We start from the raw sequence: 13,792 nt of genomic DNA on the forward strand, positions 1-13,792 counted from the left end.
GGAAGCGCCTCGGTGGAAGTCGCGGTGATCGCCCCGGCCATCATCGCCCTCCTCTGCCTCATGATCGCCTTCGGACGCGTCATCGACGCCGACGGGGCCGTCGACGCAGCCGCCCACGCCGCGGCCCGCGCCGCCTCCCTCGAGCGGGACGCCACCAGCGCACAGTCCCGGGCCCGCGCGGCCGCCGAGGACAGCCTCAGCGGCGACGGCATCACCTGCCAGAACACCGACGTCGTCGTCGACACCTCCGGCTACTCCCTCGACGTCGGGCAGGCAGCCACCGTGACCGCCACGATCTCCTGCACGGCGCGGCTGTCGGACATCGGACTGCCGGGCCTACCCGGAGCCAAGACGCTCACCGCGACCTTCACCAGCCCGATCGACACCTACCGGGGGCGGCAATGATCCACGCCGTACGGGGCCTGGTCGCCCGCGCCCGCGCTGAAGCGGCCGCCCGGGAGGACCGCGGCTCCATGTCCCTGTTCCTGGCGATGTCCGCGCTCGCCATCCTCATGGTCATGGGATTGCTCGTCGATGGCGGCGGTGCCCTCAACGCCAGCAACCGGGCCACCTCCCTTGCGCAGGAAGCCGCCCGTACCGCCGGCCAGCAGCTGGATCCCGCTCAGGCCATCGAAGGCACGGCCATCACCATCGACCCCGAAGCCGCTCGCGCGGCTGCCTTGGACTACCTCGCCGCGGCGGGCGTCGGAGGGGACGTGCAGATCACCGACGGTGGGCAGACCTTGTCCGTGACCGTCCGCGACACCTACGCCACGCATTTTGCATCCCTGCTCGGTGTGGGCACGATCCACGTGGACGGCACCGCAACCGCCCACCTGCAAACCCAAGCAGCTGGAGGCTGAGCCGCCCATGGCCCACCGCACCATCAAGCCGCTCCGCGCCGCCGGCGCGCTGCTGCGTGCCCTCACCGGCCTCGTCCTCCTGATCGCCCTGGTCGGTGGTGTCCCGCTCGCGCTGCTCACCTTCGGTCACCAGCCCACGGAACTGTCCGGCGGGCTCAACCTGCTGCTCGAGCAGGACGACGGCACCCTGTGGCTGGTCGCGCTCACCTGCATCGGCTGGGCCGCCTGGGCAGCGTTCACGGTCAGCGTCGTTGTCGAAGTCGTTGCCGTGGCCCGCCGCCGCTCCGCCCCCCGCATACGCGTACTGGGCGGCATGCAGTCCCTGGCCAGCTTCCTCGTTGGCGGCATCGTCCTGCTGGCCCCGACCGCCGCCTCGGCCGCGACCGCCACGCCGGCCGTCGCGGTCACCCAGACCGTGAGCGGCCCCAATGCGGCGGCGAGCGCCACGCCGACCAGCACGGCAGCACCGAACACCGACTTCCCCACCCACACCGTCGCCTCCGCCACCGAAACCCCGTGGGACCTTGCCGAGGAGTACCTCGGCAACGGGCAGCGGTGGCGCGACATCGCTGCTCTCAACCCGGACATCCCCGAGTTGGCCGCCGGCGACAAATACCTGCCCACCAAGGCCGTCATCAAGTTGCCCCTCGACGCCCGCCCCAGCACGCCGACCGCCAACGACGGCGAAGGCGACAGGGTCTCCCAAGCCGATGCCTCCGCTGCCGCTGGAGGCGTCCGTCCGCAGCTGGGTGACAGCGCCCCGGCTGCCGACGAGAAGGGCGCGCACGTCGTCACGGTCCACTCGGGCGACTACCTGTCGAAGATCGCGGAGGAAGAGCTCGGCGACGGTAACGAATGGCCGCGGCTGTTCGAAGCAAGCCTGGGCAAGCCGCAGCCGCACGGCCTGCCCAGGATCGCCGACCCCGACGTCGTCTACGCGGGACAGCAGGTCACCGTGCCCGGTGCCCGGACCGACCAGCGACCCCGAGACGGCGACCGAGGTGAGGAGCCGGGCAGTCAGGAGACCACTCCCCCGGCCACCCAGAGCCCCGACGGCACGCAGACGCCGGGCGACGGCACGGGGGATGCACAGCCACCCGCCCCCAGCCAGACCGCAACGCCTCCATCGCAGTCGTCGGCGCCCAGCGCACCGGCCAGTCGCCCGGCCGAGCAGGAGCAGTCCTCTCCGTCCGCAGCGGCGTCCGCGACGCCCGAGCCCAGTGACTCGGCTTCTGCCTCCTCCCCGTCGGCGTCGGCCGAGCCGTCCAGCTCCGCTGCCTCCTCCCCCGCCACGGATGTGCCTGAGGTCCCGGCGACGGCTCCGGCCAGCAGCCGGTTGAACCTGCGCATCGTGCTCGGCGCCGGCGCGCTCCTGGCCGCCGCGATCACCGGTGCGCTCGCCCTGCGCAGGACGCTGCAGCGCCGACGACGCAAGCCGGGCGAGAAGATCGCCATCGCGTCGGAGACTTCCGCCGCGGAGGCCCAGTTGGCGGCGGCCGCCGAGCCCGACGGTGCTGCCCGTCTGGACGTGGCGCTGCGTACCCTGGCTCACCACGTGGCCCAGCAGGAGGATGCCGACACGGTGCTGCCGCGGCTGCGGGCCGCCAGGATCGGGACCCGCGCGGTGGAGGTGCTACCCGAGGACCTCGACCAGGAGGCGGTGGCGCCCTTCACTGCTGGGCGGGGCGGCTGGTGGGTCCTGTCCGCTGACGCCGTCCTCCTGGACGACGAGGCCGCCCGGGACGTTCAGGCGCCGTATCCGGGGCTGGTCACGATCGGCAGCACCAAGGGGGGCGACCTGCTGCTGCTCAACCTCGCCGGGCTGCCCGCGCTGCTGCTGGAAGGCAACCCCGTCCACATCACCGAGGTGTGCACGTCACTCGCCCTGGAACTCGGGATGAGTCCGTGGGCGGCCGAAGTCGAGGTCGTCACCGTGGGGTTCGGCGAGGACCTGCCGCAACTGCTGCCCACCACGCGGATCGCTCACATGCGCCACGCCACGCACGCGCTGCGCGATCTGACCGAACGCCTGCTGGAAGCGCACCAGATGCCCGAAACCCAGCACCAGCCCTACCTGTTGCTGTGCGCGTCCCCCCTGGACGAGGACACGGCCTGGCGGTTCGCCGACGACCTGATCGACCGGGCCGGGACGGTGCCCGTCACGCTGATCGCCCCGGCAAGTACGGCGGCCACTCACTTCCCCGAGGCGGAGATCCTCGATGCCTCCCTCGGCGAAGCGCAGCACCTCGACTACGCCGACGCCGACATCACGGTGCAGCGCCTGGAGCACGCCGCCTACTTGCAGATCACTACCGCGTTGAAGGTGTCCGGGCAGCCTCCCCACCCAGCCGAGGGGCCTTGGCAGGACGTTCCCGATGAGCTCGACAGCATGCAGGAGACCGAGCAGGCACAGCCGGAAGAGCCGACCATGCCCGCAGCCGCCGCCTCGATCCCGTCTCCGGCGGCGGCACCGGATGTGAGCGGCGAGGTCTTCCCGGCCCTGCTCACCGCCAGCACCGATCCGTCTGGGCTCCGTCTCCCCACCACGTCCTCGACCGGACTCGAGGACGAAACCCGACCGGCCACCGAAGCAGCGGTGTCTTCGGCCCCGGCGTCCCCGGCTGCTGACTTCACCGACGCGGCAGAGTCAGCGGAGGGGGATGGCCCGGGGGCCGCCGTCGAGGAACCTGCGGTGCCGGAGTTGGAAGAGTGTGAGGCGCAGGATCTGCATGCCCCGGAGATCCGGGTGCTGGGACCGGTTGAGGTGACGGGCGTGGACAGCACCGGCCACGGCCCGCGGATGGCGCAGCTCGCCGCTTTGTTGTTCTTCCGGCCCGGGCGGAGTGCGGACGCCGTGTGCTCCGACATGGATCCCGCCAGTCCGTGGGGACTGAGTACCCTCAACGCTCGGATGCAGGGCCTACGCCGTTCCCTGGGCAGCGATCTGGCCGGCAACCCATACGTGCCGCGCCGCAAGTCCGGCGAGGACCCCTACCGGCTCTCCCCCGGCGTGCGGTGCGACTGGAGCCGCTTCCTTCAACTCGTCGAACACGCTCTACCGCTGGGCCCGTCCGGCCTGCCCGAACTGGAGAAGGCCCTCACCCTCGTCCGCGGCAAGCCGTTCGGAGGCACGCCGCCGCCCTGGGCCGAGCCCTACCAGCAGGAGATGATCACGCGGATCATCGACGTCGCGCACACCGTGGCCACCTACCGCACCCCCGCGGGCCCGCACCACGACCTCAGCGCGGCCCGTCAGGCCGTCGCAACCGGTCTCGACGTCGACGACACCGCTGAGCTCCTTTATCGGGCGTGGTGCAGGCTTGAGTATGCGGCGGGGAATCGGCAGGGACTGCACACCGCCATCACCCGCGTACAACAGGTCAACCGGACGTTGGACTGTTCACTTGAGATTGAGACTGAGCAACTCATCAACGAACTCCTCAACCGCTCGGGCCCGGCAGTGCGCATGTAGGTTCCGCACAAGCGTGAGCAATTCCGGGTGACCATGAGCACCGTCTGAGCATTTCCAGGCGATCATGAGCACTGACTACGGTCAGTAGTTGCCGTTTGTCGGGCTGATGTGATCTTTCGCAGCGGTTGCGCACCAGCGCTCCATACCGTCTGGTGCCATGGCCGTACACAGCATGAGCAGGGTCGGCGACGAGGGTGAGGTGCCCTCTGCGTCGATCCGGTACGTCGACGATTCGGTCCGTACAGTGCCGTTCTCTGTGTTGCGGCTGGCCGACTTCGCGGACTCGGTGCCGTGGCGGCAGTTCCGTTCGGTGCGCGGCCAACGGCACTATTCCGGCACGTACATGTCGGCCACCACAGCGGGGCCGGTCGTGCATGAGAGCCGACTGGAACTGGCCCGGTTGCTGCTGGCCGACTTCGATCCTGCGGTGCGGGGGATCTATGGCCAGCCGTGCCGTCTGATGGCCCGGATCGGCGACCGCGTGCGGCGGCATGTTCCGGACTTCTTGCTGGTGATGCGGTCGGGAACGGCACGGGTGGTGATCGCCAAGTCGGCAGACCGGCTGGGCGAGCCGAAGGTATCGGAGGCGCTGGCGTGGCCGGGTGAGCTGGTCGAGCGGTGTGGTTGGGAGTACGAGGTCTGGTCGGGCGCGGATCCTGTGGTGCTGGCGAACGTGCGGTTCCTGGCGGCCTACCGGCGGCCGGGCGTGGTGCCGGAAGAAGATGTCCGCGCCGCCTGGCAGAGCGTGCGGGATGGGGATGAGCTTGCGGTGGCCGAGCGACGGCTGGCGGGCGGACGCCCGGCCCATGAGGTGCGGCCTGCCCTGATGGCGTTGTTGTGGTCCGGGCGGCTGGTCACCGATCTCTCCCGTCCGATCTCGGGCGATTCGGTGTTGCGGAGGTGTGCATGAGCGCGTGGACGGCGACGTTGCGGCCGGGTCTGCCACTGAGTTTCGACGGCGAGCGGTTCACGGTCGTCGAGGTCACCGGACGCCGGGTGTTGCTGCAGCAGGCCTCGGGCGAAAAGGCCCCGGCTTGGCGGCAAGTCGATGTCTCGATGCTGCTGTCTCATCCCTCGACGCAGATCCTGACGGCGGTCCCCGTAGAGGAGCCTGCGGCCGCCGCGCGGCTGGGCGGGCTGAGCGATGAGGAGGACGATGAGCTGACGGTCCGGGTCCGCCATGTCCAAGAAGTCCTCACCGGCTACCAGCTCGGCTCCTCGGAGTTGGCGCTGGAGGGCGAGCCGCGGCCGGACTACGCTCTGGGGACTGCGCTGCTGCACCGGTACGCGGCCAAGGCTGCGGAACTCGGGGTGGGGGAAAGTACGGTCCGCCGCTGGGTGGCGGCGGTGAGGAAGTCCGGGCCGGCCGGTCTGGTGAGCGAGCGCCGGGTGCGCAATGTGCTGGACCGGGCGGATCCGCGCTGGGTGGAGATGGCCCGCTCGGTGCTGGCAGGGCATGTGACATCCAGTCGACCGGTACGCAAACTGGTCCTGCTGGAGATCGAGGAGCGCCTGGCCAGGGAGCATGGCTGCGGTGCGGTGCCGATCCCGGCAAAGACGACCGGTTACGAGTTGCTGCGCGAGTTGGAGAAGGGCACCAACGCCTTCGAGGGCAGCACGAAGGGCAAGCGCTCGATCGCGAACCGGCCGCAGGGTGTCTACGGCCGGCTGCGGGCGACGCGTCCGGGTGAATACGTGGTGCTCGACACCAACCGGCTGGACGTGTTCGCGATGGAGCCGGTGACCTGCCGCTGGGTGCAGTGCGAGCTCACGGTCGCAATGGACTTGTACAGCAGGGTCATCACCGGGCTGCGGCTGACGCCGGTGTCCACGCAGTCGGTGGACGTGGCCAGCGTGCTGTTCGAGACGGTCCGTCCGCGTGAGACGCCGGGAGACGGGTGTGAGCCGCTGCCGTATTGCGGAGTGCCGTCCACCGTCGTGGTGGACGCCGAGCAGTTGGTCGACCGCGACGGTCAGCCGGTACTGCCCTCGGTGGCCGCGGAGTCCATCATCTTCGACCACGGCAAGATCTATGTCTCGAACCACATCCAGAGTGTCTGCACCAAGCTGGGCATCTCACTGCAGCCGGCCCGCCCTTACACCCCGACCGACAAGCCGGTGGAGCGCTGGTTCAGGACCCTGAATCAGGGCCTTCTCGCGGCTCTGCCCGGCTACAAGGGCTCCGACGTGCACAGCCGGGGTGAGGCCGTGGAGGAAGAGGCGTTCTTCTTCCTCGACGAGCTCGAGGCGGTCATCCGGGAGTGGATCACCCGGATCTATCACCGGCGCCGCCACCGCGGGCTCGCTGTCCCGGAGGTGGCGGGGCTGGAGCTGAGCCCGCTGGAGATGTTCGAGCACGGCGTCACCCGCGCCGGCCCGTTGCGGATCCCGGCCCGTCCTCATCTGGCCTTGGAATTCTTGGAGGAGGAGCGGACCACGATCCAGCACTATGGCGTGGAGATCCACGGCCTGCGCTACAACGGCAAGGCGCTCGACAAGTACCGCAACCGGCCCAGCCCGTATCGCGGAGTGAACGCGGGCAAGTGGCCGATCGCGGTGGACCGCGGCGACATCACCAAGGTCTACTTCCAAGATCTCCAGACGCACCGGTGGCATACCCTGGACTGGGAACACGCTGCCGCGTTGAACGGTCCCGTGAGCCGTGAGGCGTTGGTCTATGCCCGTCGGCTCGCGGCCCGCACCCACCGCTTCCCCGACACCAAACGCGCCCTGATCGAGCTGCTAGAGCGGTGGGGCGCGGGGCTGACGGCCGACCGGGTCGAGCGGCGCATGGCGGTGCGGCTCGCGCAGGAACGGCTGCGGCTGGTCGGCGAGGACGACGCCCCGGCAAACGACGTCACCCAGTTGCCGTCGGTGCGCCGATTGGCAGCGGTGGCCTCGCCCTCCGGTGGGTCTGAGGTCGCGGAAGGGCCGGATCTGCAGGTGGTTGAGCCTGCTGAGGCGGATCTGAGCGGGGACGATGACGAGGACGATGAGGGCGCAGCCGCATTCCCCGGCGACGAAGAAGTCTTGCTGGCGGAGGACGAGTTCTACGCCGACATGATGGACAGCCGGTGAGCAGGGCCGAGGAAGCCGGTGTCTTCGAGGGCGACGACCGGCAGTACTCGCCCACGCGGCTGGAGGGCTGGCTGGCGTTCGCGAACGGCCCCGAGCGAAGCCAGCCGGAGAAGCTCTCGCGCTCGCAGCTGGCGGCCCTGTCTCCGGCGGCGCTGCTGCGGCACAACGACCGGCGGGCGGTCTGGCACGCGAATCTTGGGCCGATCAAGACTCCTCAGCTGCTGCACCTGCACGACGAGCTGGCCGAGATCGTCGAGTCCAACCGGCATGACGGGGACAAGGCCAAGCCCGCGGCCCTGGTCGACGCCTATCCCGGGCTGGGCAAGAGCACGGCAGTGCTCGAGTACGGGCGGGACTTCCACCGCGCGCAGATCGCCCTGCGTGGAGAGACCACCCCGCAGGGCCATCGCCGGGTCCCGGTCCTCTACATCGCCTTGAGCGGAAACACCCGTATCCGCGGCCTGAACGCGGCGATCTGCCGGTTTTACGGGCTGCCCACCCGAGGAGATGCCGATGCCTTGGCCGAGCGGGCCAAGGACGCGGTGCTGAGCTTGAAGACGGCCGTCTTCATCATCGACGACATCCACTTCCTGGACGCCTCGGCTCGGGCGACCGCGGCCATGGCCAACCACCTGAAGTTCCTGGCCAACACGTTCCCCGTCACCTTGGTCTACATCGGGGTCGGGGTTCGCGCGCGCGGCATCCTGACCGAGGGGCTGTCGCCCGACCAAACCCTGCACGCGCAGTTCGGCCGTCGCACCACCGCTCTGTCGCTGCGTCCCTTCCAGGTCGACACCGAAGAAAGGCGCCTGGAGTGGCGGCGCCTGCTGCTGACCATCGAGCACAGGCTGGTGCTGGCCGAGAAGTATCCCGGCATGCTCGCGGACGATCTCTCCGACTACCTCCTGGCCCGCTCCAGCGGCCACTTCGCCTCGCTCATGGCGCTGATCAACCGCGGATGCCTGCGGGCGGTTCGCACACGCCACGAACGGCTGGATGCCGGGCTGATGGACCAGGTGAACAATGACGCAGCCGCCGAGGAAGCCCGTCGCGAACTCGCCGCCGCCCTCGACGCCGGACTGCTGACATCCCGCCCCCAGACCCGCCGAAGCAGGAAGAGTGCGTGATGACTTGGAGGGGCGGCTCGCTCCCGATCTCGCTGATGCCGCTGCCCGGCGAAGCGCTTCAGAGCTGGATCGGCGCCTACGCTCGGCGCCTGCACGCCACGAACAGCGCGTTCCTCGACGCCATCGGCCTGGCCGGGGCCCGCATGACCCAGATGGCCGTGCGGCTCACGGCCGCCGAGGCCGATGCCCTCCATCGCGCCACCGGCGTCCCGCAGCAGGCGCTGAGGGCGATGACGCTCGAGCCCTACGACGGGCTGGCCGTGACGATCCATCCCGACCGACGCCGACTGATGCGGCCTCCCGCATGGAGATTCAGCGCCGCCCGTACCCGTTATTGCCCCGCATGTCTCGCCGAGAACACCGGCCGGGGCCCGGTGTTCTGGCGCCTTCCCTGGGCCTTCGCCTGCCTCACCCACCGCGCGCTGCTGCTCGACTTCTGCCCCAACTGCCACCGGGCGCCACACCCATGGACAGCACGCCGACTGGGTCCACGTGTCGCCGGCGTCTGCACCCGCGACAGCCTGGCCGGCCCCCAAGATCGCCCCGGCCGTCGGCCGTGCGGAGCCGACCTGTCGCAGGCTCCCGCCCTCAAACTGCCCGAAGCAGGTCTGGTGCTCCCTGCGCAGCAGCGCATCCTCTCCCTTCTGGCCGGCGACGCCTACGCACGGCCGACGGCGCTGGCGGAGCTCAAGCAGCTCTACGCCCTGGCCTGGCGGGTCCTGCGGGGCCTGCACACCCTCGCCGATCAGGCACCGGACGTGGTACGCGCCGCGCTGATCGAGTGCGGCGGTGTACTACCGCACCTGACCGACAAGGATGTCGGACACGACGCCCACAACGCGGCCCTCGGCACCACCCTGGCGCACGTCGCTCTCCACCCCGGCCATCGCGACCACGACGCCCTCTTCGACTGGATCCTCGAGGCCGACCAGTCGCTCCAGCAGACCCCGAGAGCCAACATCGGCAAACGAGCGGGCAGATGGTCCTGGAGCGGCCCCGCACTCGTCGAGCGGACCCTGGCCAGACTCGACTCCCAGGCCACCCTGCACGCCCGGCTGCGCTACGCCAGCGCCAGCCCCAGGCCGCGCTGGCCCACGCTGCAGGCTGACACCATCATCCAGCGGGCGGCGTTCATCCCCTCGATGCTCTGGCCGGGGTGGACCATGCGCCTGCTGCCGCGGCTGAAAGATAGGGCCAAGCTGCGCGTCGGCGCCTTCCGGCGCGGCTGCAGCAGTTTCCTTCTGCTGCCCGGCGGACCGCCAGAACTGAACTTCGAACGCGTCGGCCCGCTGCTGGACAACGGCCAGATCCACACCGATCGCGACAGCGTCGAGCGACGCCTCTACTGCGATACTGACCTCACGCCGCTGGCCTCGACGCTGGCCCAACTCGCCTACGCCCTGGACGCCAACGGCGCCCCGATCGACTACGCACGTCGGCGAGCCACGTTTACCTACGCCTCCGTCAGCCTCGATCACAGCGGCTACAAACGGTTATGCGCCCAGCACGGCTGGAGAAGCGGACAAGGGCACCGCGCTGCCCTGCTGCAGTGGTATCTGCTGATGCTGCTGACAGGTGAAATTCACCCGCCGCCCAGCGGCGCCAACACTCGATTCGCCTTCAACTGCACCGAATTCCGTTTCCGCGCGCCCCCAGCGCTTCGCGCATTCCTCCGCCAGCAGGCCGAGGACAACCTCGCCCGCCATAGCATCGACGAACCTCTGACCTGGGAACCCCCCAACTCCTGGGTGACCGGTGCGACATGGCCCGGCATCACCCCAACAAGCCTCGCCCCAGGCGCCGTCCGTGACCTCCTGAGCACGGTCACCTCCGTCCACGAAGCCGGCAACGCCCTCGGCGGGAGCGCCGAGCACATCCGCCTCTACTGCGACCTCGCGGACATCAGCACGACCACCCCCAGTAACGCGATCGGCAACCTGTCGAACCAGCTCACGCCCGAAACTGTCGAGGTCCGTCAGGGCATTCTCGCCCCAGAAGAGCTCCGTGACCTCTACGAAAACCAACGACTGGAACTCACACACATCGCCCAGCTGGCCTCCTGCAACCCCGACACCGTCCGCGCACTGCTGGCCCACGACGAAGTCCCGCTCCGCCCCCGGCCCGACCGGCTGTCACCACGTCCCGACATCACCCGCGCATGGCTCCACCGCGAGTACGTCGAAAAGCGGCGCACCATGGCCGAACTCGCCCGCGAACGCCGCGTCAGCCACTACCACCTGACCACCCTGGCCAGAGGATGGGACCTCCCGATCCGCAGCACCGAGCGCCGCTACAACGCCATCGGCCACCTCGATCTGCCCTGCACCCCGTCCCCGGCCATGCAGGCTGTGACCGCATCCCCCACCGCACTCGACCGGCTGCGAACCATCGTCCAAATCCCGGGCCACACCAGCCTCGCCGCCGCCGCACGCGCCATTTACGACGGACGCGACAGCGCCCTCAGACAACGCATCACGAAAGTCGAAAAGGCTGCCGGGTTCTGCATCATCGACCGCTCCACCCGCCCTCTCGCACCGACCCCACGCGGACACGACTTCCTCCGCGAAGCCGCTGAAGTCCTCCGCCTCGCCGACCAGACCCGTCCGAAATGCCAGTAACCCCCATGGAACAGAGCGCCAGGAGACTGAAACCTGACTGCTTTCGCTGCGTGACGCACGCACAGTCTGGATCATGGGGGTGTGGAGGATTGGTCTGACTGCCTCGATCCCGACGAGTTGCGCATCCGTCTCGACGTGGCGCTGGAGGAGAACGCAGAGCTGCGCGAGGAGATTGCCCGGCTGAGAGCGGACAACACCCGGCTGTGCAGCCTCCTGAGCCGAGAAGCCCAGACCGTACCTGTTGGCATGCCGCCCGTTTCCGAGCCCGTCCCGGCCCCGACACCAGCCGGGGCCGGTGGGCTGCCGTATGCGGATGCCTCCTCCAGCGCCGAGGCGAAGATCGTCCTGTTCAGGGCCCTGTTCGCAGGCCGCGAGGACGTCTACGCAAAGCGGTGGGTCAGCGCCAAGTCGGGCAGGACCGGCTGGAGTCCGGCCGAGGACAACCCGTTCGACAAGAACAAGGCCGACGAGGACCGGGTGTTCTGGCCACTGACCTACGAGTCCGTCTACCGCCATCTTGATCCGACCCGTCAGGGCCGCAGCGAGCTGCATATCGGGCTGTATCCGCTGCTGGCCGACGACACCTGCCGCCTGCTGGCGTGCGATTTCGACGGCAAGGACGGCAGCGACTGGCGCGCCGACGCGAGCGCGTACGTCACGGCCTGCCACGAGGCGGGCGTTCCCGCCGTCCTGGAGATCTCCCGGTCCGGGAAGGGCGCGCATGTGTGGACGTTCTTCACCGCGCCCGTCGCGGCGGCCACCGCCCGCGCCCTGGGGATGGCGCTGCTGCGCAGGGCGATCGACGCCCGCGGGCAGATGGCGCTGTCCAGCTACGACCGGCTCTTTCCCGCCCAGGACTTCCTGCCAACCAAGGCCAGGGGCAGCTTCCGGTTCGGCAGCCTGATCGCACTGCCGCTGCACGGCATCTCCCGCGGCAAGGGCACCACCATCTTCGTAGACCCGGACACCTGGCAGCCCTACCCCGACCAGTTCGCCCACCTCGCAGGCATCGAGAGACTGACCCCGGCCGACGTCGACGTGCTCGTCGACAAGCTCGGCCCGGTCAAGGCCGGCCCGTCCCCGACCGCCCCGGAGCTGGGGCCCAAGCCCCGCCGCAAGGCCCTCGGCAAGGCACCCGCGCGCGTTCAGGCCCGGCACTCGGCGATGCTGGCGATCTCCACGACCGGGCTGCCGCCGCAACTGCTGGCCGCGCTCAAGCACACGGCGTCGTTCCACAACCCGGAGTTCTACCGCAAACAGAACCAGCGCTTCTCCACCTGGGCCACCCCGCGTCTCGTCTGCTGTTTCGACGCATCCGACCCCGACTGGCTCAAACTGCCCCGCGGCCTGGTGGACGAAGCCGCCCAGCTCATCGCCGCCGCTGACGGTACCCTCGACGTCACGAGCGAACTGCCCGAACCCCCCGCGATCACCGCCCACTTCACAGGCCAGCTGACCACCACCCAGCGCACCGCCGTCGAGGCGATGGGCGGCCACCCGGCGGGCATCCTGGTCGCGCCGCCCGGCTCCGGCAAGACCGTCATGGCCTGCGCCCTGATCGCCCACCACCACACCCCCACCGCGGTGATCGTCAACCGGGCAGAACTGCTGACTCAGTGGCATGAGCGTCTGGCCGCCTTCCTCGACCTCGACGACCGGCACGTCGGCTCGCTCGGCGGAGGCAAGGACCGCCGCGGCCACACCGTCGACTTGATCATGCTGCAGACCCTGTCCCACCGCGACGCTCCCGACGACCTGCTCGACGGGTACGGCCTGGTCATCGTGGATGAGTGCCATGCCGTCGGCGCACCAGGCGCCGAGGCGGCGATCCGCCGAGCGAAGGCACCGCGCTTCATCGGGCTGTCCGCCACCCCCTACCGGGCGGACCAGATGGACCCGGTGATCACGATGCAGTGCGGCCCGATCCGCCACGAGATCGACGACACCACCACGTTCGTCAAGCACCTCATCGTGCACCCCACGACCTTCACCACCGACGAGCCAGGCACCGACGGCGCCTCCATCCAGACCATCTACAACGAACTCGCCCACCACGACGCCCGCAATCAGCTGATCGCGGCGGACATCGCCGACGCCGCCCGACGCGGCCGCTGCAGCCTGGCCCTGACCAACCGCGTCGAACACCTCCACCAGCTCACCGAAGCCCTCCAACCGCACGGCATCACCCCGCTGATCCTGCACGGCGGCATGCCGCCGGCCGAGCGCGCCCGGGTCCGTTCTGCCCTGGCCCAGGAGCACGACGAACCGCTGGTGCTCCTGGCGATCGACAAACTCGCCGGCGAGGGCTTCGACGCACCACGCCTCGACACCCTCTTCCTGACCAGCCCCATCTCGTTCAAGGGACGCGTCATCCAGCAGGTCGGCCGAATCATGCGCAACACCGAAGCACGGAAGTCCCACGTCGAGACCCACGACTACCTCGACGCCGACGTCCCCCTCCTGGAACGCATGCACCACAAGCGCCGCCGCATCCTCGAACGCCGCGGCTTCACAGCCACCACGCCAGAGCACCTGCCGCCCACACCGGCCCGCATACCTGTCCCCACCGCCCGGCGGCCCCGGTCCGTAGCTGCGGCGCCGAACGTGGCCGAGGTGCGGGCCTGGGCCCGCGAA

8 protein-coding genes are annotated in these 13,792 nt (G+C 69.7%); all 8 read left to right on the forward strand.

The features are described from left to right. Nucleotides 1–12 precede the first annotated feature (12 nt). Nucleotides 13–405: a TadE/TadG family type IV pilus assembly protein gene (locus F7R91_RS33670; RefSeq protein ID WP_225320930.1), complete on the forward strand. Its 393-nt coding sequence runs from the start codon at nucleotides 13–15 to the stop codon at nucleotides 403–405. Between the two features lie 68 nt (nucleotides 406–473). Continuing rightward, a complete protein-coding gene (locus tag F7R91_RS33675; RefSeq protein WP_225320931.1) occupies nucleotides 474–863 on the forward strand; it encodes a pilus assembly protein TadG-related protein in 390 nt (129 codons plus the stop codon). Nucleotides 864–870: 7 nt separating this feature from the next. Then, complete coding sequence (locus F7R91_RS33680; RefSeq protein WP_150955808.1) at nucleotides 871–4,335, forward strand: LysM peptidoglycan-binding domain-containing protein; 3,465 nt, start codon at nucleotides 871–873, stop codon at nucleotides 4,333–4,335. Nucleotides 4,336–4,492: 157 nt separating this feature from the next. Further along, nucleotides 4,493–5,245 carry a TnsA-like heteromeric transposase endonuclease subunit gene (locus F7R91_RS33685; RefSeq protein WP_150955811.1) on the forward strand — a complete coding sequence of 251 codons (753 nt, stop codon included), beginning with the start codon at nucleotides 4,493–4,495 and terminating at the stop codon, nucleotides 5,243–5,245. After that, complete coding sequence (locus F7R91_RS33690; RefSeq protein WP_150955814.1) at nucleotides 5,242–7,413, forward strand: Mu transposase C-terminal domain-containing protein; 2,172 nt, start codon at nucleotides 5,242–5,244, stop codon at nucleotides 7,411–7,413. Before F7R91_RS33685 ends, F7R91_RS33690 begins: the two co-directional genes overlap by 4 nt. Beyond that, complete coding sequence (locus tag F7R91_RS33695; RefSeq protein ID WP_150955817.1) at nucleotides 7,410–8,540, forward strand: ATP-binding protein; 1,131 nt, start codon at nucleotides 7,410–7,412, stop codon at nucleotides 8,538–8,540. Before F7R91_RS33690 ends, F7R91_RS33695 begins: the two co-directional genes overlap by 4 nt. After that, nucleotides 8,540–11,158 (forward strand): TniQ family protein, encoded by a 2,619-nt coding sequence (locus tag F7R91_RS33700; protein WP_225320932.1) that lies wholly within the window; start codon nucleotides 8,540–8,542, stop codon nucleotides 11,156–11,158. The genes F7R91_RS33695 and F7R91_RS33700 overlap by 1 nt, the downstream gene beginning before the upstream one ends. An 81-nt stretch (nucleotides 11,159–11,239) precedes the next feature. Continuing rightward, a partial coding sequence (locus F7R91_RS33705) for a DEAD/DEAH box helicase (RefSeq protein WP_150955823.1) occupies nucleotides 11,240–13,792 on the forward strand: 2,553 nt, incomplete at its 3' end.

Origin of the sequence: Streptomyces luteolifulvus (genome assembly GCF_008806595.1) — a bacterium.
Lineage (GTDB): Bacteria > Actinomycetota > Actinomycetes > Streptomycetales > Streptomycetaceae > Streptomyces > Streptomyces luteolifulvus.

Coding starts and splice junctions, on each gene's coding strand:
- F7R91_RS33675 (WP_225320931.1), top strand. CDS start 474: ATGTCCCTGTTCCTGGCGATGTCCGCGCTCGCCATCCTCATGGTCATG.
- F7R91_RS33680 (WP_150955808.1), top strand. CDS start 871: ATGGCCCACCGCACCATCAAGCCGCTCCGCGCCGCCGGCGCGCTGCTG.
- F7R91_RS33685 (WP_150955811.1), top strand. CDS start 4,493: ATGGCCGTACACAGCATGAGCAGGGTCGGCGACGAGGGTGAGGTGCCC.
- F7R91_RS33690 (WP_150955814.1), top strand. CDS start 5,242: ATGAGCGCGTGGACGGCGACGTTGCGGCCGGGTCTGCCACTGAGTTTC.
- F7R91_RS33700 (WP_225320932.1), top strand. CDS start 8,540: ATGACTTGGAGGGGCGGCTCGCTCCCGATCTCGCTGATGCCGCTGCCC.